The sequence below is a fragment of the Pedobacter sp. UBA4863 genome (assembly GCF_002399615.1).
GTDB lineage: Bacteria > Bacteroidota > Bacteroidia > Sphingobacteriales > Sphingobacteriaceae > Pedobacter.
The window spans coordinates 124,852-146,244 of record NZ_DHDZ01000033.1 but is presented as its reverse complement, the minus strand read 5'-3'; the positions used below and the strand labels follow the sequence as shown (position 1 = coordinate 146,244).

General features: G+C 37.2%; 16 protein-coding genes. 11 read left to right on the top strand and 5 right to left on the bottom strand.

Annotated elements, in window-relative coordinates; genetic code table 11:
- Positions 1 to 240: 240 nt before the first annotated feature.
- The 5 genes from B3I52_RS07400 to B3I52_RS07380 all read left to right on the top strand — a co-directional run bounded on the left by B3I52_RS07400 (position 241) and on the right by B3I52_RS07380 (position 9,079).
- Entirely contained in the window at positions 241 to 3,219 is a 2,979-nt protein-coding gene (locus tag B3I52_RS07400) for a SusC/RagA family TonB-linked outer membrane protein (RefSeq protein ID WP_293299997.1), read from the top strand.
- Between the two features lie 12 nt (positions 3,220 to 3,231).
- Positions 3,232 to 4,755, top strand: coding sequence for a RagB/SusD family nutrient uptake outer membrane protein (locus tag B3I52_RS07395; protein ID WP_293299995.1), 1,524 nt, complete (start codon positions 3,232 to 3,234; stop codon positions 4,753 to 4,755).
- Between the two features lie 12 nt (positions 4,756 to 4,767).
- Complete coding sequence (locus tag B3I52_RS07390; protein WP_293299993.1) at positions 4,768 to 6,267, top strand: glycoside hydrolase family 30 protein; 1,500 nt, start codon at positions 4,768 to 4,770, stop codon at positions 6,265 to 6,267.
- Between the two features lie 10 nt (positions 6,268 to 6,277).
- Positions 6,278 to 7,615, top strand: coding sequence for a DUF5125 domain-containing protein (locus tag B3I52_RS07385; protein WP_293299991.1), 1,338 nt, complete (start codon positions 6,278 to 6,280; stop codon positions 7,613 to 7,615).
- Positions 7,616 to 7,753: 138 nt separating this feature from the next.
- Positions 7,754 to 9,079, top strand: a complete 1,326-nt coding sequence (locus tag B3I52_RS07380) for a LamG-like jellyroll fold domain-containing protein (protein WP_293299989.1) — start codon at positions 7,754 to 7,756, stop codon at positions 9,077 to 9,079.
- Between the two features lie 26 nt (positions 9,080 to 9,105).
- Here the strand turns inward: B3I52_RS07380 and B3I52_RS07375 are convergent, their stop codons facing one another.
- The 3 genes from B3I52_RS07375 to B3I52_RS07365 all read right to left on the bottom strand — a co-directional run bounded on the left by B3I52_RS07375 (position 9,106) and on the right by B3I52_RS07365 (position 11,565).
- Entirely contained in the window at positions 9,106 to 9,720 is a 615-nt protein-coding gene (locus tag B3I52_RS07375) for a bifunctional nuclease family protein (RefSeq protein ID WP_293299987.1), read from the bottom strand.
- Positions 9,721 to 9,774: 54 nt separating this feature from the next.
- The gene (locus B3I52_RS07370) at positions 9,775 to 10,743 is read right to left on the bottom strand and encodes an electron transfer flavoprotein subunit alpha/FixB family protein (protein ID WP_293299985.1); all 969 of its coding nucleotides are present in this window, start codon (positions 10,741 to 10,743) and stop codon (positions 9,775 to 9,777) included.
- Positions 10,744 to 10,827: 84 nt separating this feature from the next.
- Complete coding sequence (locus tag B3I52_RS07365) at positions 10,828 to 11,565, bottom strand: electron transfer flavoprotein subunit beta/FixA family protein (protein WP_293299984.1); 738 nt, start codon at positions 11,563 to 11,565, stop codon at positions 10,828 to 10,830.
- Positions 11,566 to 11,757: 192 nt separating this feature from the next.
- Here B3I52_RS07365 and B3I52_RS07360 point away from each other — a divergent pair, with 192 nt between their 5' ends.
- The 4 genes from B3I52_RS07360 (at position 11,758) to B3I52_RS07345 (ending at position 14,937) form a co-directional block, all read left to right on the top strand.
- On the top strand, positions 11,758 to 12,093 hold the full coding sequence (locus B3I52_RS07360; RefSeq protein WP_293299982.1) for a tetratricopeptide repeat protein: 336 nt from the start codon (positions 11,758 to 11,760) through the stop codon (positions 12,091 to 12,093).
- A 124-nt stretch (positions 12,094 to 12,217) separates the two neighbouring features.
- A complete protein-coding gene (gene chrA, locus B3I52_RS07355) occupies positions 12,218 to 13,417 on the top strand; it encodes a chromate efflux transporter (RefSeq protein WP_293299981.1) in 1,200 nt (399 codons plus the stop codon).
- 86 nt (positions 13,418 to 13,503) lie between these two features.
- Positions 13,504 to 14,250: a TIGR00730 family Rossman fold protein gene (locus tag B3I52_RS07350; RefSeq protein ID WP_293299979.1), complete on the top strand. Its 747-nt coding sequence runs from the start codon at positions 13,504 to 13,506 to the stop codon at positions 14,248 to 14,250.
- 69 nt (positions 14,251 to 14,319) lie between these two features.
- The gene (locus B3I52_RS07345; RefSeq protein ID WP_293299977.1) at positions 14,320 to 14,937 is read left to right on the top strand and encodes a porin family protein; all 618 of its coding nucleotides are present in this window, start codon (positions 14,320 to 14,322) and stop codon (positions 14,935 to 14,937) included.
- A gap of 161 nt (positions 14,938 to 15,098) precedes the next feature.
- Here the strand turns inward: B3I52_RS07345 and dnaB are convergent, their stop codons facing one another.
- Positions 15,099 to 16,658, bottom strand: a complete 1,560-nt coding sequence (gene dnaB, locus B3I52_RS07340) for a replicative DNA helicase (protein WP_293299975.1) — start codon at positions 16,656 to 16,658, stop codon at positions 15,099 to 15,101.
- 274 nt (positions 16,659 to 16,932) lie between these two features.
- On the opposite strand from dnaB, the gene rlmB reads away from it, so the two are divergent.
- The gene (rlmB, locus tag B3I52_RS07335; protein ID WP_293299973.1) at positions 16,933 to 17,709 is read left to right on the top strand and encodes a 23S rRNA (guanosine(2251)-2'-O)-methyltransferase RlmB; all 777 of its coding nucleotides are present in this window, start codon (positions 16,933 to 16,935) and stop codon (positions 17,707 to 17,709) included.
- A gap of 43 nt (positions 17,710 to 17,752) precedes the next feature.
- Here rlmB and B3I52_RS07330 read toward each other — a convergent pair whose 3' ends face one another.
- The gene (locus B3I52_RS07330) at positions 17,753 to 18,844 is read right to left on the bottom strand and encodes a mannose-1-phosphate guanylyltransferase (protein ID WP_293299971.1); all 1,092 of its coding nucleotides are present in this window, start codon (positions 18,842 to 18,844) and stop codon (positions 17,753 to 17,755) included.
- A gap of 292 nt (positions 18,845 to 19,136) precedes the next feature.
- Between B3I52_RS07330 and recQ the strand changes: the two genes are divergently transcribed.
- A complete protein-coding gene (gene recQ, locus B3I52_RS07325; RefSeq protein ID WP_293300198.1) occupies positions 19,137 to 21,326 on the top strand; it encodes a DNA helicase RecQ in 2,190 nt (729 codons plus the stop codon).
- Positions 21,327 to 21,393 lie beyond the last annotated feature (67 nt).

The window sequence follows — 21,393 nt, the reverse complement described above, 5'->3', positions numbered from 1 at the left end:
AAGGCCTTAAAACCCTATCATTTATTCTCTTTTTAGTACTTTTTAGTTTTTAAGATAATATTTAAAATGTTGATTTTAAGTGTTTTGTGTTTATTTTTTAGTACTTCTTTACAACTTAGCCATACAATTCATCTTATCTCCGAGTAGTTTTGTTGTAGCAAATGCAGCTTAACCTAAACAGATTGTCTGCCCAACTTTGCATTAACCATTTATAAACCCAATTCAAAATCTAATTTTCGAATGAAGCATCTAGCATCTTTACGTTATTTGGTTTTGGTTATTTGTTTGACGGTACCCATTCTTCAGGCACATTCCCAACAAACCATTCAGGTAAGCGGACGTATAACCGATGAGCAAACCAAAGAAACCCTTATAGGTGTCTCGGTTTCTGTAAAAGGAAGCACAGGGGGAACCCAAACCGACACCGACGGAAAATTTGTGATTTCAGTCCCACAAAATGCCGTATTGAGAATATCCTACTTGGGATACGAAACTAAAGAAGTGGTGGCAAGTTCATCCACTTTACAAATTACATTAACACCAGCTACAAACATGTTAGAAGGTTTGGTAGTTATTGGCTACGGTACTGTAAAAAGGAAAGACGTAACAACGGCAATCTCTACAGTTTCTACCAAAGATTTGGATCAACGGCCAATTGTTAACGTAGCTCAAGCAATTCAGGGTAGAGCGGCAGGTGTGGCAGTAATGCAACCAAATGGCACTCCTGGTGCAGAAATGGCCATTAGGGTAAGAGGTACAACTTCTTACAATGGCAGTAACGATCCTTTATATGTGGTTGACGGCGTTCCGGTAGATAATATCAGATTTCTTTCTCCCAATGATATTGCAAGTATGCAAATCCTAAAAGATGCGTCTTCGGCAGCTATTTATGGTTCCAGAGCGGCAAATGGAGTGGTGTTGATAGCTACAAAGGCGGGTAGTACAGGAAATGCAAAAATTAGTCTTAACACGCAATTAACCTACAACGTGGTTGACAATCCGTTCCAAGTATTAAATACTTCGCAATACCGAGATCTGCAAAATGAAATAGGCATGATAAGCCTGCCTATGGGTTTAACAGACCAAACAGACTGGTTTAATGAAGCTTTCAATACCGGACGGATAGAAAGCTATCAGCTATCAGTTTCCGACGGAACGGAAAAACTAAAATATTTTCTATCTGCTGGCTATATCAACGAAAAAGGCACTTTGGATGCTGCCTTTTTCAAAAGATATAATTTTAGGGCAAATGTAGATAACCAGATTAGGTCGTGGCTAAAACTAAATGCCAACATCAATTATGCCGATTATGGTAGTAACGGTATTATTACCGGTACGGGAGCTAATAGAGGAGGGGTAGTTTTATCTACCGTAAATACACCAACCTATGCGCCCATATGGAACCCATTAAACGAAGCAGAGTATTACAATAATTTCTACGGTATAAACAACATTACCAACCCATTAGAGAATATGGCCCGTAGCAAAAATAACATTGGCAAAGAAAACAGGTTATTGGCTTCGGGAAGTGCCTTATTTACTTTTCTGCCTAAATTAACCTTTAAATCTACGTTTGCTCTCGACCGTAGAAATGCATTGAACACCACTTTTTTGGATCCTATATCTACATCGTGGGGACGAAACCAGTTTGGAGAAGGGTCGGATACCAGAAATATAAATACCGTACTCACATGGGATAATGTGCTTACCTACACTACCAGCATTAATAAGCATAATTTAGAAACTATGGCAGGTAGTTCGTGGACAGACTCTAAATATTCGAATAGTTATATCTACGGATCACATTATAGGAACGACCAAATACAAACCCTTAATGCGGCCAATAAAATTTCGTGGGATGGTACTGGAAGCGGTGGCTCTACATGGGCAATGATGTCTTATTTTGCCCGGGCAATGTATAATTACGATAGTAAGTATTTATTAACGGCAAACCTTAGGGCAGATGGTTCTTCGAAACTACACCCAGATAGCAGGTGGGGATATTTTCCATCGATTTCTGCTGCATGGCGCATTTCTTCCGAATCGTTCTTAGATGGTACGAAAAACTGGTTAGATGATTTAAAAATTCGTGGAGGTTGGGGCCAAACAGGAAACCAATCTGGTATAGGCGATTATGCTTATTTGCAACGATATAACATTAGTAGACAACGTTGGTTTGAAACAGGGCTGCAAAATGCACTTCCAACTATTACTCCTGCTAATTTAAGAACAAAAGATTTAACATGGGAAACAACTACACAGTTAAATGTTGGTTTAGACCTTTCATTTATTAAAAATAGGTTTTCGGTAACGTTAGACTATTATCATAAAAAGACAACTGATATGCTAATGTATATTACATTGCCAGAAGGGGCAAATGCGATAACCAGTTTGGCAAGAAATGAGGGCGAAATGACTAATAAAGGTTTTGAGGTAGCCATCAGCTCTAAAAACCTGACTAATAAAAGTCTTATTTGGGATACCGATTTCAATATCTCGTTCAATAAGAACAGATTGGACAAATTGGCTACGCAGCAAATCTATAGTACGGCGAGAACCAGTGAAACCGTAAACGAAGATGTAGTACGTAACGTACCCGGAAGACCTTTAGGTGGATTTTATGGCTACATTAGCGATGGTGTTGATCCTGAAACAGGAGAACTGAAATACAGAGACCTTAACGGTGATGGTAAACTATCAACCTCTGATAGAACCTACATTGGTGATCCTAATCCAAAATTTACCTATGGTATGACCAATAATTTCTCATGGAAGAACTTCAATTTAAGTGTATTCATTCAAGGAACTTATGGCAACGATATCTTTAACGCCAGCAGAATGGAAACAGAAGGTATGTACGACGGCAAGAACCAAACTACAAGAGTTTTAAACAGATGGCAAGTACCCGGGCAGATCACAGATGTTCCTAAAGCCAATTTTAATATGAAAAACTCAACCTATTTTATAGAAGATGGCAGTTATCTAAGGCTAAAAAATGTGTCGCTGAGCTATAATTTCGCTACTGATAAATTAAAGAAAGTGGGCATTGGCAAATTGCAACCTTATCTTTCGGTAAGCAACCTATTTACGCTAACAAAATATACTGGGATAGATCCAGAGGTAAACCAATGGGGAAACAGCGGTTCTGTTCAAGGTATAGATTGGGGGACTTATCCGCATAGCCGTTCATTTGTAGTAGGATTAAATCTCGAATTTTAATTGTAGAAAATCATGAAACATTCAAATATATTACCTGTTTTAATAGGCATATTAACAATTGGGCTGGCCTCATCATGTGAATTGGCAAGAGACCCAGTTGATACTTATTCTGATGTAACAGAAGGCGTTACAGCACAAGGAAAAGAAGTGGTCTTTAAAGATAAGGCGACAATTCAAAATTATCTTGCCTTTTTATATCAGCAAATGCGTGACCGCCAAGAGCATTGGTATTTAGATTTATTGCTTATTGCAGAATCTCATTCTGATAACGCTTATGCTGGTACAACCGGAGCGGAGGTAATTCCGTTTGAAAATAATTCTATAGAAGGATCTAACTCTGTAATCAATAGAGATTGGCGCAGATATTTGGAAGACATTGGCAGGGCTAACAGGCTAATTGTTTATGCAGATAGCGTGGCCGATAATTCCTTAAGCCAAAGCGAGATAAGTTTATTTAAAGCACAAGGAAGACTTTTTAGAGCATTGGTAATGTTTGATATGGTGCGTATTTACGGTTCAATCCCAGTAATTACCACAGTAGCGGGAGATATTACCGCAGAAACTATCGGTACAGTATATAAAGACTATTTTCCAAAACAATCACCAGAAATTGATGCTTATAGACAGATAGAAGAAGATTGTTTGTTCGCCCTTCAAAATGCACCAAATAATAATGCGGCAAATAAAACCATTTTCTCAAAATCTGTAGCTAAGGCGTTGTTGGCAAAAATATATGCCGAAAAACCTTTACGCGATTATACAAAAGTAATACAATATAGCGATGCTTTGACAACAGACGGCTTTGACATTATAGGGGATTATACCGACCTATTTGGAATGAATGCAGCCAATACAGATGCCAAAGTAAGAAATACCCAGGAATCTATTTTGGAAGCGCAGTTTTTGCCGGGAGCAGGTAACTGGGCAACTTGGATGTTCGGTCGTGATTTAGCTAACTACGCCGTTAATTTTACATGGGCCAAATGGGTAACACCTTCGCGAGATTTGATCCAAACTTTCCAAAACGAGGGAGACACTAAACGTTTTAGTGAATCTGTAGTTTATTACACCACCACTTGGAGCAATTATTATCCATCTACCAATTATCCATTTATGTACAAACTGCGTTCTGCATTTAGTAGCATTATTAAAATACGCTATGCAGATATTCTTTTGCTTAAAGCAGAAGCCTTGGTAATGGGACCAAATAAAAACTTGGAAGCAGCAGCAGTAATTGTAGATAAAATAAGAAACAGAGTTAACCTACAACCACTACCATTTAATGTAAGAACCAACCAAAAAGCGATGGAAGATGCCATTTTAAAAGAGCGTAGGCTAGAATTGGCATTTGAAGGGCAACGTTGGTTTGATCTGGTACGATTAGATAGAGTAGAGGAAATTATGAACGCAGTATATGCAAAAGATTCGGGAAGAAAGGCGAGAGTTTACCCATTTGTGAAAAACTCATACAGGCTTCCTATACCACAATCGGCTATAGACCAAAATCCAAATTTGGTACAAAATCCGGGTTATTAAACAGAAAAATATATGAAAAATCTTAATAAAAAAAATATGCTATATACTACCTTATTGCTCTCTAGTTTGTTTTTAGCCAATTGTGAGCGTAGTAGTTATCAGGCTTCTCTTGCGGATGATGGCCTTAAAAAAAGCGGAAATGTGGCACTTTACGTAACGACCAACAATCGCTCTTATGATTTTCAGAAACTTTATCTGGATTTCAGCACAAAATTCAACATGTCGCCAAATACTATCACCATAGATCCGGCCACGACGTATCAAACTATGGATGGTTTTGGAGCGGCAATTACGGGTTCTGCCTGCTATAATCTCATGAAAATGAGTAAAGCGGATAGAACAAAGTTCTTAACCGAAACATTTTCTGATAAAGATGGTATGGGAATGAGCTATGTACGTATTGCTATAGGTTGTTCGGATTTTTCTATGAGCGAATATACTTGTTGGGATACGCCAGGAAGAGAAAATTTTGGGTTGCAAAGCGAAGAAAAGCAATATATCATTCCAGTATTGAAAGAGATATTAGCGATTAATCCTAACCTAAAAATCTTGGGTTCGCCCTGGACATCACCTAGATGGATGAAAGTAAACAACCTAACCAGTTTGCAACCATATAACTCATGGACTGGCGGGCAACTTAATCCTCAACACTACCAAGACTATGCATGGTATTTTGTAAAATGGCTACAAGCGTTTAAAGCAGAAGGTATAGAGGTAGGAGCAATTACTCCGCAAAACGAACCTTTAAATAAAGGTAACTCTGCATCGTTATATATGCCGTGGCAAGATCAGTTGGCCTTTGTTAAAACAGCACTTGGGCCACAATTGCGACAAGCGAGCTTGGCAACAAAGATCTATGTTTTTGACCATAACTATAACTACGATGATATTGCCGAACAAAACGATTATCCAATTAATATATACAACGATCCAGTTGCTGCCTCTTTTATTGCTGGGTCTGCATGGCACGATTACGGAGGCAACAGGGCTGAACTGTTGGATATACATACCAAACGTCCCGATAAGGAAATTATATTCACCGAAACATCTATTGGCGAATGGAATGACGGAAGGAACTTAGGAGTAAGATTAACCCAAGATATGGCTACAATAGCTCTGGGAACTGTTAATAATTGGAGCAAGGCAGTAATTGTATGGAATTTAATGCTCGATTCCGATAAAGGTCCAAATCGATCGGGAGGGTGTCAAACCTGTTACGGGGCAGTAGATATTCAAAAATCAAACTACAAAGCTATCACACGTAATTCCCATTATTACATCATCGGGCATTTATCGGCCGTTGTTAAACCTGGTGCAACGCGTATTGGCGCTTCTGGTTATAATGCAGAAGGTTTGCAATACCTTGCATTTAAAAACACAGACAATTCGTACGCCGTAGTATTATTAAACGATTCTGGAGAAAGTAGAAAGATTACACTTAATGATGGTAAGAACCATTTTAGCTACGAAGTACCCGCTAAATCTGTAGTGTCATACCGTTGGACCAAATAATTGAACAGTTATGAAGAGAATTATTTATAGTTGTATATCCCTAGGGATTATTCTTTTTGCAGCGTGTAAAAAAGAAGAACAATCATATGCTTATTTTAAGGGCAATCCGGTGCTAACATTAAAATCAAGTGTAACATCTGCCCATTTTGGAGATAGTTTAGCTTTTAATGTACAGGTATCAGATACAGAGATACCGCTTTCTACAGTAAAGGTCCAATTATTTTATACAGACGACAAAGTTCAGGAAGTGACCATTAGAACAAAAGAAAACGGCGAATACTCGGGAAAGATTTATGTGCCTTTTTATAAAAATGTACCAGATGGAGCGGCTACCATAAAGTTTGTACTACAAAATATCAGTAAGAAAACCACAGAGCAATCTTTTGATATCAATCTTTCTAGGCCAGATTATGAATATCTGTCATTGATTACCGAAACAGGCACGTTAAGAATGGATAAGGTTGGGAGAAATGAATATGCCATCACCGCAAATCTTCCTTATCAGGTAAAGGGATATATAGAAGCTCCAAAAGTGGGCGCACAGGGTAATGTGTTAAATTTTGGCTGGCAAAATAATACTGTCGAGTTTGGTTCTACATCGCCAATTCCTTTTTCCAACTCATCTTCGGGTGTGTATACCATCCGTTTCAACACCTTAAATTACGAAGCTTCTCCTTTTATTGTCGCTTATGCGGTTAACGGAACAGTAATGAACAGGGTAGATGACAGTAATTACAGGGCCGATATCAATTTAACAAAAGATGCCGAAGTTGTTTTTGATGGTATACAGGATTTGACCAGCTGGTGGATAGATTCAGATTTCTTTACAAAAACAGGAGGGAAATTATTCTTTAATGCATTAAGCGGAAAATACAGAATTACGGCAAACTTTACCAATAAGTACTTTATAGTAGAGGCTATGGATGGCAATAATTTGGCTACCTTAAAAGGCGATGGTACTGGAGCAATATGGATAATAGGTACTGATATTGGCAAACCAAGCTTGGCAGCAAATGAAGTTGGATGGAATACAGACAAGGCATTGTGTTTAGCTCCAATAGGCAATAAGAAATACCGAATTACTGTGGTTGGTGGGCAAACCATAAAAAGAGATGCCATTAACTTTAAGTTTTTCCATCAAAAAGGTTGGGGTGGCGAGTTTACAAATGCAGCACTATCAACCACAAGCGATATTGTTTTTGTAGGAAGCGGAGGCGCCAGTGGCAGAGATCCTGGGAACCTTGGTTTGATAGCCGGAAAGACATTTGAGGAAGGAAGAACCTATGTGTTTGTAGTAGACCTATCGCTGGGAAACACACAGGCAGTTTTAACGGTAACCCCACAATAAGAGTTTATAGACTTACGAAGTTTAAGCATATATAATTAAACCTCGTAAGTCTTCAAAATACCTTTTTGCTGTTATATACATAACGGTATGGTCATCTTTTGCTTCAATAAAATTTATTAAACCAATAAAGTAAAAATTATGAATAGAAAATTTACAAAACTAACATTGTTTATTTTTGTGTCTATGCTGCTCTTTATGGGCAAAGCAAGTGGACAGGCTTATTATTTTACAGGGCCAGTTAAGAATACTAACGGTGGAGCCAATGTTGTTTCTGGCTATGTAACCAACAATGGTGGTGCTTTCGATTTTGCAGAAGGGGTAGTAGAAGGCTGGATAAAACCCGATTTTGATTCGGGCAATCCCTATGTGGATGATCCTTCTAATGCAGAAAACCCGTTTATATTTTCTGTGATGGATTGGGGAGGTCTACGTTGGGGCATAGCAATGAGTCCAGATTATTGGGGCATAGGTGCAATAGGACAGAATTGGGGGGCGCAGGATTGGAAGCCATATTCCTTTCAAAAGGGGCAATGGTACCATATTGCTGCGGTATTTACAGCAGATAACAAATTTAGGGTATATATCAACGGTCAACCAATTACAGATCCCGTATCGGTTGGTACAGACCAGACTGGTAAACCATTTAAAATTGGCATCAGTAATTCGTGGGAAGGCAAGAACTTGTTTAAGGGAGCAATAGACGAGGTAAGAGTTTGGAACGTGGCACGTACACAAACAGAAATTCAAACCAATATGAACACCACCGTTTCTACTTCAAGTACTGGTTTGCTTGCATATTATAAGTTTGACCAAGTAGCATCTGGTACTTTCCCTAATTTACCTAACGCAACAGGAAATACTGCTTTAGACGGAAATATAGGCCCTTGGGTATCAAATGCATCGGCGGTTAACAATGCTCCTACCTGGATAGCAGGCAATACCGTACTTCCCCTAGATTTTGTATCGTTTAAGGCTGTTAAATATAACAACGCTATTTTGCTTAACTGGCAAACTGCCAATGAGGTAAACACCAGCCATTTTAACGTGCTGCATAGCACCAACGGCACAAATTGGGCTGCGGTAGGTAAAATTGACACAAAAGGCTTGGTTAGCAATAGCTATAACTACAAACATATTGGTGCAGCAGTAGGAAATAACTATTACAAATTACAGCAGGTAGATGCCAATGGCGATTTTACCTTTAGCGAAATAAAAATAGTAGATTTTGCATTGTCAGCTGCTGCCGTAATGGTATACCCAAATCCAGTTACTGAGACTTTAAACATGCAATTACCTTATGTTGCTAAGGCAGTAAATTATGCCATCTATAGCACTAATGGGCAAAAATTAAAAGAGGGTATAATCAATTCGAGCTATCACGCTGTTGATGTTAGCACATTGACAAAAGGTGTATATCTTGTAAAAATTGATGGCGAAGCATCTGTTAAGATAATTAAGAAATAAATAATCTATTATAGAAGGAGTGTTGATTATTTACCTGCATTCCTTCTATTGATTTCATCCCTTATTCGGGCAGCTTTTTCATAAGCTTCCTCGGCAAGGGCTTTTTCTAATTTTTGTTGTAGTTCTTCTACGGATAAACTTTGAAAACCCGAAACAGGTATAGGAGAGGAGATTTCTTCGGTTGGAGAGTTGGTAATACCTTCCATGTTTTCTAAGAAAAGAAAATCATTTCCTTCTATAACAATACCGGCTGAGGCTAGAATAAATTCATAGGTGTAGATTACAGCATTAAACCTTACAGCAATGGCAATGGCATCAGATGTTCGGGCATCTATTTCTATTTGTTCCCCATCTTTATTGCACATTAATTTGGCAAAGAAAACACCATCAACAAGATTGTAGATTAAAACTTCGTTAACTTCTACCTGATAAGCTTGCGCAAATGATTTGAATAAATCGTGGGTTAACGGACGGGTAGGAGACATTTTCTCTATTTCGATGGCAATGGCTTGTGCTTCAAACGCTCCAATAATAATTGGCAATCTTCTTCTTCCATTAACTTCTCCGAGGACTAGGGCATAAGCACCAGATTGGGTCTGGCTATAGGAGAGGCCTACAATATCGAGTTTTACTTTCTTCATATACAAAATTAACCCTTATCGGTTTATGAGCGATAAGGGTCTGATTATACAAAGTTAAGCTTTATGTGCCTTTAATGCTGCAATTATTTTCGGAACTACTTCAAAAGCATCGCCAACAATACCGTAATCGGCTACTTTAAAGAACGGCGCCTCTGGGTCTTTATTAATTACAACAATTACTTTGGATGAACTTACACCTGCCAAGTGTTGTATTGCACCAGAAATACCGATAGCAATGTACAGATTAGGGCTAATGGCAATACCCGTTTGGCCAACGTGCTCAGAGTGAGGTCTCCAATCGGCGTCTGATACTGGTTTTGAGCAAGCTGTAGCTGCACCCAACAGATCTGCCAATTCTTCAATCATGCCCCAGTTTTCTGGACCTTTTAAGCCTCTACCACCAGAAACTACAATTTCTGCATCGGGTAAAGAAACCTTATTAGTTGCACGAACAATCTCTTTAACAATGGCCGTTAAATCGTTAGCTTTTATTTCAGGATTAAAGGCTTCGATAGCTATACTACTTACATTTTCCTTTATCCCAAAAGAGTTTGGATTTAAGGCAATCACTTTATTTTCAGAGGTTAAAGTAGCAATAGCGAAAGCTTTACCTGAAAAAGCTGTTTTCTTTACAGAGAAACCACCATCTGCAGTTGGTAATTCTACTGCGCCATCAACCAAACCTGCTTTAAGCTTTACTGCAATACGAGGCGCTAAGCCTTTACCAGAGAAAGAGTTAGAAAGCACTATAATGTTTGCAGCTTCTTTTTTTGCAGCTTCAGCAATTACCGAAGCGTAGGCTTGGTTTACAAAGTTCTTAAGCTGATCGGCCTCTACTTTTAAAACCTTACTTGCCCCATATTTTCCAAGCTGGTTAAGCTCACTTTCTGCAACGTTACCAATTGAAATAGCACTTAAGCTAGTACCTTGTTGGTCTGCAATTGCTTTTGCATAAGAAACAGCTTCGAAAACAGATTTTTTGAATTTTCCTTCAACTTGTTCTACATATACTAATACTGACATATTAATCTATTTGAAATCCCTCTATGGGATGATATTAACTAATTAATGAATTGTGTAAAATTCCCCTTTAGGGAATTTAGGGTTTTAAATCACTTTCGCTTCGCTATGCAGTAAACCAATTAAATCTTCTGCACTTTCTGCCGGAATTAACTTTACCGAGCCACGAGGAGCAGGTGTTTCAAATTTGCTTATTTTGCTAACTTCTTCTACGGCAACAGCTTCAACTACTTGTAACGGTTTGGTTCTGGCCGACATGATTCCTCTCATGTTAGGGATTTTAGCTTCGGCAGTACCTTCAGCACAACTAGCTACAAATTTGCCGCTTACGCTCACTACTTCTTTACCGCCTTCAATTTCACGCTCAATAGTTGCGGTAGCACCATCGTAATCCAACTTTTTAATGATAGATATAGATGGGATAGCTAATAATTCGCCAATCATAGCAGCTACTTGAGATCCATTGTAATCGATAGATTCTCTGCCGCATAAAATAAGATCAAATTCGTTTGATTTAGCATATTCAGCAATTTGAGTAGCCACAAAATAAGCATCTCTAGGTGCTGCGTTTACCCTTACTGCATCATCTGCACCAATGGCCAATGCTTTTCTAATAGTTGGTTCTGTTGCTACTTCGCCCACGTTAATTACGGTAACGGTACCTTTTCCACCTTCGCAAAGTTCAATGGCACGGGAAAGTGCAATTTCATCGTAAGGATTTACAATATACTGCACACCGGCGGTATTGAATTCGGTATTATCGCCCGTAAAAGTTATTTTTGTGGTTGTGTCTGGAACGTTACTGATACAAACTAATATTTTCATAATGATTTTTAGGTTAAAAAATTGTTATGCTTGCATAATATATTTGCAATGATATATATTCTAAATCTATTTTCATAAAATAATTTAGTATATCTACAAGTAAGTGTTTTATATCATTAAAATATGAGCACTCCGCAAATATTATGCGTTAAATAAATTATACAAATTTAATTAAAAAAGCAGGGATTAAAAATGCAAAACCAGCGATTAGCCAAATTGTTTGAATTTTTGGAAGCCGATCCAAATGATAGTTTTATACTGTATGCTATTGCCACAGAGTATAATGCACAAAATGATACAGAAAATGCGCTTAAATATTACCTTAAGTTAACACAAAAACACCCTGATTATGTGGGCACTTACTATCATTTAGGCAAATTGTACGAAAAAATAGGGCAGAAAGAGGAAGGGATTAAAACCTATCAAATAGGAATGCAGGCAGCTCGACAAAAAAGAGACATGCATGCTTTATCGGAACTACAAGGTGCTTATAACAGCGCCGCTGGTTTAGATTATGAGGATGATTAGTTCGTAGATAGGAATTAGGAGCTAAGGATCAGTTTGTAAATGACCAATAATCAATTATTCGATTTTCAAATAAGCTAACAAACAACTGCAATCGTAATTCGTAAATCTAAAATCGTAAATCTAAGTGGCTAAACGACAATTCTTTTTCATTAGAAATGTGATCTACTTTACCTTCTCCGCATTTGGTGGGGCACAGGCACATTTGTCGTTATTGTTGCGCTATTTTGTAACTAATATCAACTTTGTTACCGAAGAAGAATTATTAGAGTTGAATGCTTTAGCACAGGTTTTGCCAGGGCCAGCATCTACTCAAACATTAGTAGGTATTGCTTATAAAGTGGGTGGTTTAAAGCTAGCTATCATTACGTTTTTAATATGGATTTTACCTTCTGCGGCTATCATGACATTGGCGGCAATTTGGTATTCGTTGTTAGACCAAAAAGATAAATTAGTATCAGTTTTTGAGTTTGTACACCCGGTAGTTTTAGGCATTGTAGCTTATGGAGCTTTTAAATTGGGAAAACGGGTTTTAACTACACAAGTTTCCGTTTTTTTAGCTATTGGCGCTTTGGTGGGTACTTTAGTATTAAAAGAAGCATATGTTTTTCCTTTGGCCATATTAATTGGCGGCATGGTTTCTTCGGCTATTGGTACACCTACCGAAGAAACTGAGCTAAGAGTACGGCTTTTTGCCAATATCAACCCCAAAAAATTAGGATATTTTATTGGCGTATTGCTGTTTATGGCAATGCTAGGTGCTTTAATTAATAGAACTTCGCCATTTAGTTTACCTATTAGGTTGTTCGAAAACTTTTATCGCAACGGCATTTTTATTTTTGGTGGCGGGCAGGTTTTAGTGCCTATGATGTTTACCGAGTTTGTGCAAATGAAACATTACCTTAGCCAAACCGATTTTTTGTCTGGGTTTGCATTTCAGCAAGTATTGCCAGGCCCTACATTTTCGTTTACGAGCTACATAGGTGCGTTGGGCATGAAGCATGGTGGTTATGGGATTGTTGGACAATTAACCGGTGGCTTTTTAGCCGTTTTGGGCATTAACTTGCCGGGTTTAATTTTGGTGCTTTTTATTGTGCCATTTTGGAACGACTTAAAGAAAGTGAGTAGAATAAAATATTCGCTTTCGGGAATTAATGCAGTAAGTGTGGGGTTTATTATTGCCGCATTTTTTATGTTAATAGCGCCAATTGGGTTAAATTGGTTATTTTTAGCTATTTTATTGGCCACCTTTTTAGTGTTGAATTTTACAAAAATTAGCCCGGCGCTAATTATTATTGCAGGGGTTGTTTTGGGATATATTATATAATAAAAGTTGGTATTTTGTTAGGCAGAGCCTGTTGAAGCCCAAACTATCAACTATAAACTATTAATCAAATAATACAAGAAAGAAAAATGAACAAGTTTGTTAGAGAAGAAGTAAGTTTTTTAAAAGGGGCAAGAACTAGATGGCAAGAATTGAAATATGTTTTAGGCGTAATTTATCAGTTTTACAAAGGATTTAGAAAATTACATTTTGTTGGCCCATGTGTTACAGTTTTTGGTTCTGCAAGGTTTAAAGAAGATCATCCATATTATGAAATGGCTCGTAAAGTTTCGGCAGAAATATCAAAACTGGGTTTTGCCATTATGACTGGCGGTGGCCCTGGTATTATGGAAGCTGGCAATAGAGGAGCTAAAGATGCGGGAGGTTTATCGGTAGGTTGTAACATTGTTTTACCTCACGAACAGCACGAAAACCCGTATTTAGACACTTCTGTAAATATTGAATATTTCTTTGTGAGAAAAGAACTGCTGAGAAAATATTCTTATGGATTTGTAGTGTTGCCTGGCGGTTTTGGTACGCTTGATGAACTTTTTGAAACGCTAACTTTAATTCAAACAGGTAAGGTAGAAAAGTTTCCTATTATAATTATGGGTAAAGAGTTTCATCATGACGTTTATCTACATATCGAAAAAATGAAGATAGAAAAAACTATCAGCCCAGAAGATATGGATTTATTGCTGTTTACAGATGATATTGATGAAGTGGTAGATCACATTAGAAAATACAAAGAAACAGCTCCAATATTTAAGTTGAAATCGCCTAAAAAAGCATGGTGGATTTTTGGAGAAGAAAAGCCTGAAGCTAAGGCGAGTTAGTTAATCAAAATCAAGTTTGTTTGATTGAATGTTAAAGTTATATTTGGCAAATTTTTAACCAAACAAAAAATGAAAAAACTAATTATCGCATTCTTATTATCAATAGGAACATTCACAGCATTTTCGCAACAAAAGGGTAGTTTTGAATTAGGAGTAAATGTAGGATATAACGGCGCAACCGTATCCAATGGTACACAGACTAATTCTAGCTCTAGGAATGGTTTAAACTTGGGAATTTCTGGAGATTATTTTTTCTCTGATAGATGGAGTATTAAATCGAAACTAACTTACGATCAAAAAGGTTGGGATAGGGGTTATATACAAGATTTAAACGGACAAAGTTATACAACTGATTATAGATTAGATTACATCACTATTCCTGTTATGGCTAACTGGCATTTTGGTAAGAAGAGGAATTGGTATTTACATTTTGGACCTTACCTTGGTTTTCTGATGTCGGCGAAAGATACACGTTTTAATATAGATTTGAAGTCGATGTTTCAGTCTGTTGATGCTGGTTTGGATTTAGGTATTGGTGTTAAAATTCCCGTATCTCAAAAAACAAAATTATTTTTTGAATTAGATGGACAATCGGGCTTTGCAGATATTAATGCCCAATATCAAGCTAATAAATTTTTGAACTCTAGATCGAGCATTAACATAGGTTTTGTATTTGACCTGAAATAATAAGCACATTTTGATTTGTGAGTTATGTAATTAGCATTTAGCTTACTAAAAAAGGCCGTTATCGAAAATCTCGATAACGGCCTTTTAACTTATATAATGAGGGTGTAGTGTTTTTTATAGTAGTAATAACTGTAATTAAGTATCCTAAAAAATATATTTTTTTAAAACGGAGGATCATCATCCAACATATCATTCATACTCGATGGTCTAATGATGATATTTCCAGGATTGCCAAAGTTTTCTGAAGGCATCATTGCGCTATCGCTACCTGCAGAGAAGCTAGAAGGCGGCATAAAACTATCTTCTAAATCACCAAACTTCACATATTTACCAATAAATCTAAGCGGTACAATTCCGGTTTCGCCATGACGGTTTTTACCAATAATTACCTCACCAACACCAGCGTTTGATCGGCCGCTTTCGTCTTCCATAATACCATAATACTCTGGACGATATAAGAAGAGTACCATATCCGCATCTTGCTCAATAGATCCAGATTCACGCAAATCGGATAGCATTGGTCTTTTACCATTTTGTCCTGGTCTGCTTTCGACCGCACGACTTAACTGCGAAAGTGCTAAAACTGGCACTTCCAATTCTTTGGCTACAGATTTTAGTGCTCTCGAAATACTACCAATCTCTTGCTCACGGTTACCTCCGCCTTCGCCTTTACCATGCATTAACTGCAAGTAATCGATAATAATCATTTGAATATCGTATTGCGATTTTAACCTACGGCATTTCGCTCTAAACTCAAAAATATTTAGGGCAGGAGTGTCGTCAATTAATAAAGTAGCCTCCGAAAGTCGGCCAATTTTACTATGCAATTGCTGCCATTCCCATTCTGCAAGGTTACCTTTTCTAATTTTCTCTTGTTCAATTTCGGCCTCTCCAGAAATTAAACGGTTTACCAACTGAACAGACGACATCTCTAATGAGAATACTACGGTTGGTTTGTTAAAATCTACGGCTGCATTACGTGCTGCAGTAAGTACAAAGGCTGTTTTACCCATCGCCGGACGTGCAGCGATAATTACCAAATCAGATTTTTGCCATCCGCCAGTAATACGATCTAAATCTGTAAATCCAGAAGGAACACCTGTTAAACCATCGGTTTTAGTTCGTAGTTCTTCTAATGAAGCCAAAGATTGCTTAATGATATCGTCCATTTTTTGCGTATCCCTACGCAAGTTGTTTTGGGCAATGTCAAAAAGGTTCTTTTCGGCCATATCCAACAAGTCGAAAATATCTGTAGTATCTTCGTAAGCGTTTTTAATGATTTCGGTAGAAATTCTAATAAGCTCACGTTGGATGTATTTTTGCGAAATGATACGAGCGTGGTATTCGATATTGGCTGCCGAAGAAACTCTGTTGGTTAAATAAGTAACGTAATATGCGCCACCAATCATTTCTAAATTACCATTGGCTCTTAACTCTGAGGTTACCGTTAAAATATCAACAGGTTTCGATTTTTGAAACAGAGATTGGATAGCTTCAAAAATTCTTTTATGTCTTTCGTCGTAAAAAAGTTCTGCTTTCAATACATCAATAACTGCAGAAAGGGCATCTTTTTCTAACATCAAAGCTCCCAAAACAGCCTCTTCCAAATCGGTAGCTTGCGGTTGTATTTTATCTACAGTGCTAATGGTATTGGCTAGTCTATTCTTCCGGGCAGATACTGAAAATTTGCCTTGTCCTTTTTGTTCGTTATCGGTACTCATGAAGCAAAAGTAACTAAAAATAGAACCGTTTGTTTGAATAAGTTATTAGACGTTTGTCAACAAGTTGAATGCTAAACCGATGAAATTTTTTAGTATATTATAACCTCAAATTGAGTTGTAAACAATTCTGTGTGGATAAAGGGAAGTTGTGGCAGTGTGAAACTGCCAAAATGTTAAAAGTATGAAAATAAAATTATTATTCGCTCGTTCAAAAAGCTATTGATTACGAAAACTGCCAACTGAAATAACTACTTTTGCAAATTCAATAATAGCTATGGATAATTTTAGACGACCTCAGCGTAACGAACGCGTTAAAGAAAATAATGAATTTGTATTTGGTATTAGAGCTGTAATAGAAGCAATTAAGGCTGGTAGAGATATCGAGACTATTTATGTGCAAAGAGGTTTGTCTGGAGATTTGTTTTTAGAGTTAAAGGCCTTGTTGTCTGGTTCATTAATTCCGATGAGTGTGGTGCCTATAGAGAAACTGAATAGGATGACCCAGAAAAATCATCAAGGAGTTATTGCCGTAATTTCCCCAATTACTTATCAAAACATTGAAGATATTATTCCAGCTATCTATGAAAAAGGAGAGACGCCACTAATTTTGATTTTGGACAGTGTTACCGATGTGCGTAACATGGGTGCCATTGCCCGTACTGCTGCTTGTGTGGGTGTACATGCCATTGTTGTTCCGTTAAAAAATGCTGCCCAAATTAATGCCGATGCCATTAAAACATCTGCGGGGGCTCTGTTTTCTATTCCGGTTTGTAGGCATGCAAATTTGCACAAAGTGTGTTTGTTTTTACAAGATAGTGGCTTGCAGATAGTAGCTTGTACCGAAAAAACTAACGATTTTATTTATGCTCCAGATTACAGCTTGCCTACTGCCATTGTAATGGGCTCGGAAGATGAAGGTATTTCTAATGATTTGTTAAGGGTTTCGGATCATTTAGCTAAAATTCCGATGGCAGGTAAAATCGAATCGTTAAATGTTTCTGTAGCTGCTGGAGTTATTTTGTACGAGGCCATAAGGCAACGAAATCCATAATATAAAGTTATTTGATAAGTTTCCTGTAGGAGGGATTGATGTTTTAAATAAACTTACCTCCAAACTTAGTTTTTACATCAGCTACTATATTTTTCACATTCTGTTCTTCGGCACGCTTGCAAATCATTAGCGTATTGTTTGCTTCTACTACAATATAGTCGTGCATGCCTTGTAAAATAACTAACTTATCTTTTGGAACATTTACCATGCAGTTAGAAGAATTGTACATCATTACATGCTCTGCAGGTATAACGGCATTGCCCACGTAATCTTTTTCGGCCATTTCGTAGATAGAGGCCCAGGTGCCTAAATCAGACCAGCCAAAATCTGATGGCAGTACAAATACATTATCGGCCTTTTCCATAATGCCAAAATCAATAGAAATATTGGTACAAAGCTGATAGGCATTAGCTATAAAAGCCTTTTCATCAGCAGTGTTATACACAGCTCGGCCGCCACTAAAAATCTCGTGCATGTCTGGTAAATGCCTTTGTATAGCTTTATTAATTGATTTAACAGACCAAATAAATATACCTGCATTCCAAAGAAAATCGCCACTTTGAAGAAAGGATTTTGCCAGTTCTAGATTGGGCTTTTCGGTAAACGTTTTTACTTTATGGACCTCCTCGTTTTCAGCCAAAACCTCCTCAGTGTATTGGATATAACCGTATCCAGTATCGGGTCTGTTTGGTTTAATGCCCAAGGTTATTAAACAATCAGATGTTGCAGCAACTTCTATTGAGGTTTCAATTGCATTAATAAAAGCTTTTTGATTTGCAATGGTATGATCTGAAGGTGCAACAACAATTACTGCATCAGGATTGATTTCTGCAATTTTAATAGAGCCATAAGTAATGCAAGGAGCCGTGTTGCGCATTAAAGGCTCTGCTAATATTTGGTTATCGGCCAAATTTGGCAGTTGTTCTTTAATTAAATCTGTATAGATTTCGTTGGTAACGATAAAAATATTTTCGGGTAAACAGATGTTTAAAAACCTTTCGTAAGTGCTCTGTATAAGTGTTTTGCCAACGCCAAAGAAGTCGATAAACTGTTTAGGGAACTCTGTGCGGCTAACTGGCCAAAAACGGCTTCCAACGCCACCGGCCATAATTAATGCATACCTGTTTTTATTCATTTCAAGAGCAAATATATATATTTAAATGATATGGTTTTATTACAACAAATTTAGGAACTGAATCCATATAAAACAGCCGTTTTTTGTTAACTGTTATTTTATTTACTAACTAACAACAACTAAGGAACTAAGGTTTTATAATTATGTTTTTTAGCGGACTGTAATGTAACAATTACAAATTTTGTGACAGATTTTACTTTTTAAAGAGAATTAATTAGTAAATTAATACTTTAATTACTGCAAAAAATATGTTATTTTGAATAATAATAGCACACAATATTTAGCACAAGAAATGGACGTTAAGAAATCCTTATTTGATAACCTTCAAACTTTTTTCGGATTCGATAATTTTAAAGGTGATCAGGAATCGATTATCACCAACATATTAGAGGGGAAGAACACTTTCGTAATTATGCCTACCGGTGGGGGCAAATCTATTTGTTATCAATTACCTGCATTAATGAGCGAAGGTACTGCCATCGTAATTTCGCCACTTATCGCCCTAATGAAAAATCAGGTAGATCAAATTAGGGCTTTTGGTGGCAGTGATAGTGTGGCCCATTTTTTAAACTCTTCCTTAAATAAATCTGAAATTACACAAGTTAAAACAGATTTGTTAAACGGGCATACTAAACTGTTGTATGTTGCGCCAGAGTCTTTAGCTAAGGCCGATAATATAGAGTTTTTACGTTTGTTAAAAATTTCGTTCGTTGCGGTAGATGAAGCGCATTGTATTTCTGAATGGGGACATGATTTTAGGCCAGAATATAGAAAAATTAGGCAAGTAATAGCTGGGTTAGGAGAACATATTCCAATTATTGCATTAACGGCAACGGCTACACCTAAGGTGCAGCAAGATATTATTAAAAACTTAGGTATGACGGATGCAACGTTGTTCAAATCGTCGTTTAACAGGCCCAATTTATTCTACGAAATCCGTCCTAAGAAAAATATTGCCAAAGAAATCATCAAATACGTGAAATACAATCCGGGCAAGTCTGGCATTATTTATTGTTTGAGCAGAAAAAAAGTTGAAGAAATAGCAGAAACTTTAAATATTAACGGCATTAAGGCATTGCCTTACCACGCAGGCTTAGAACCAAAAGTAAGAGCAGAAACACAAGACAAATTCTTAATGGAAGATGTAGAAGTGATTGTAGCCACCATTGCTTTTGGAATGGGCATTGACAAGCCCGATGTAAGGTTTGTAATCCATCATGATATTCCGAAAAGTATGGAAGGCTATTATCAAGAAACAGGTAGGGCCGGTCGCGATGGTGGAGAAGGCGTTTGTGTAGCTTTCTATTCTCAAAAAGATGTAGAAAAGTTAGCCAAGTTTATGAAAGATAAGCCAGTTTCTGAACGCGAAATTGGCACACAAATATTAAAAGAAGTAATTGATTATGCCGAATCTTCTGTTTGTAGAAGAAAGCAAATTTTACATTATTTTGGCGAGAACTTTAACGAAACGGGTTGTAACTGCATGTGCGACAACTGCAAGAAACCTAAACAATATTTCGATGCAGAACCTCATTTATTGACCTTGCTTAAGTTAGTGGGCAGCACCGGTGAGAAGTTTGATGATGCCCATTTGCTAAATATTTTTATGGGCTACGAAACTGCTCAAACCATAGCATACGAGCAGAGTAAATTGCCAGAGTTTGGTTTAGGCAAGGCCGATGGAGAAATCTTATGGAAATCGTTGTTAAGACAAGCTGTTTTAAATAATTTCTTAGCAAAAGACATTGATAACTACGGCCTATTAAAACTTACTAAAATAGGTAACGATTATGTGAAAAATCCATATAGTTTAAAATTCATCCTAAATGAGATTATAGAAACAGCCAATGACGAAGATGAGGAAGAATCTAAACAAGGCACAGCTGCTTTAGATACGCAATTGCTACAGTTGCTAAAAGATCTGAGGAAAAAAATAGCAAAACAGAAAAATGTACCACCATTTGTAGTTTTTCAAGATCCTTCGTTAGAGGAAATGTGTACGCATTATCCAATAACCAACGATGAGTTAAAGCAAATTTCTGGAGTAGGAAACGGAAAGGCACTAAAATTTGGTGGACCTTTTATAGAGATCATCAAAAAGTACGTTGAAGATAATGATATTGATAGGCCAATAGATATGGTAATTAAAACGCAGGCCAATAAATCTGCGTTAAAGGTATCCATTATCCAAAATATTGATAGACAAATTGGTTTAGAAGATATAGCCCGCTCAAAAGGTATTGCTTATGCAGATGTACTTAAAGAGCTAGAGGCTATTGTAAACTCTGGAACTAAACTGAATTTAACCTACTATGTAGATGAAATGATTGACGAAGATAGGCAAGACGAGGTGTTTGATTATTTTCGTTCGGCAGAAACCGATTCGATAGATATAGCGTTAAAAGATTTGGGAGAAACTGATTACAGTAGAGAAGAAATTCAACTAATGCGCATTAAGTTTATGAGCGAATTAGGGAATTAGCATGCAAATCATAAATAGGCTTGTTTAAGCCATTCCACTCTTGCGCTATAACAAATTTAGCGCAAGA

Bases quoted from the DNA above. Each gene is read 5' to 3' on its own strand.
- rlmB (WP_293299973.1), top strand. From the start codon at position 16,933: ATGGATAATTTTAGACGACCTCAGCGTAACGAACGCGTTAAAGAAAAT.
- B3I52_RS07395 (WP_293299995.1), top strand. From the start codon at position 3,232: ATGAAACATTCAAATATATTACCTGTTTTAATAGGCATATTAACAATT.
- recQ (WP_293300198.1), top strand. From the start codon at position 19,137: ATGGACGTTAAGAAATCCTTATTTGATAACCTTCAAACTTTTTTCGGA.
- B3I52_RS07380 (WP_293299989.1), top strand. From the start codon at position 7,754: ATGAATAGAAAATTTACAAAACTAACATTGTTTATTTTTGTGTCTATG.
- B3I52_RS07390 (WP_293299993.1), top strand. From the start codon at position 4,768: ATGAAAAATCTTAATAAAAAAAATATGCTATATACTACCTTATTGCTC.
- B3I52_RS07375 (WP_293299987.1), bottom strand. From the start codon at position 9,720: ATGAAGAAAGTAAAACTCGATATTGTAGGCCTCTCCTATAGCCAGACC.
- B3I52_RS07365 (WP_293299984.1), bottom strand. From the start codon at position 11,565: ATGAAAATATTAGTTTGTATCAGTAACGTTCCAGACACAACCACAAAA.
- B3I52_RS07385 (WP_293299991.1), top strand. From the start codon at position 6,278: ATGAAGAGAATTATTTATAGTTGTATATCCCTAGGGATTATTCTTTTT.
- dnaB (WP_293299975.1), bottom strand. From the start codon at position 16,658: ATGAGTACCGATAACGAACAAAAAGGACAAGGCAAATTTTCAGTATCT.
- B3I52_RS07370 (WP_293299985.1), bottom strand. From the start codon at position 10,743: ATGTCAGTATTAGTATATGTAGAACAAGTTGAAGGAAAATTCAAAAAA.
- B3I52_RS07400 (WP_293299997.1), top strand. From the start codon at position 241: ATGAAGCATCTAGCATCTTTACGTTATTTGGTTTTGGTTATTTGTTTG.
- B3I52_RS07345 (WP_293299977.1), top strand. From the start codon at position 14,320: ATGAAAAAACTAATTATCGCATTCTTATTATCAATAGGAACATTCACA.
- B3I52_RS07350 (WP_293299979.1), top strand. From the start codon at position 13,504: ATGAACAAGTTTGTTAGAGAAGAAGTAAGTTTTTTAAAAGGGGCAAGA.
- B3I52_RS07360 (WP_293299982.1), top strand. From the start codon at position 11,758: ATGCAAAACCAGCGATTAGCCAAATTGTTTGAATTTTTGGAAGCCGAT.
- B3I52_RS07330 (WP_293299971.1), bottom strand. From the start codon at position 18,844: ATGAATAAAAACAGGTATGCATTAATTATGGCCGGTGGCGTTGGAAGC.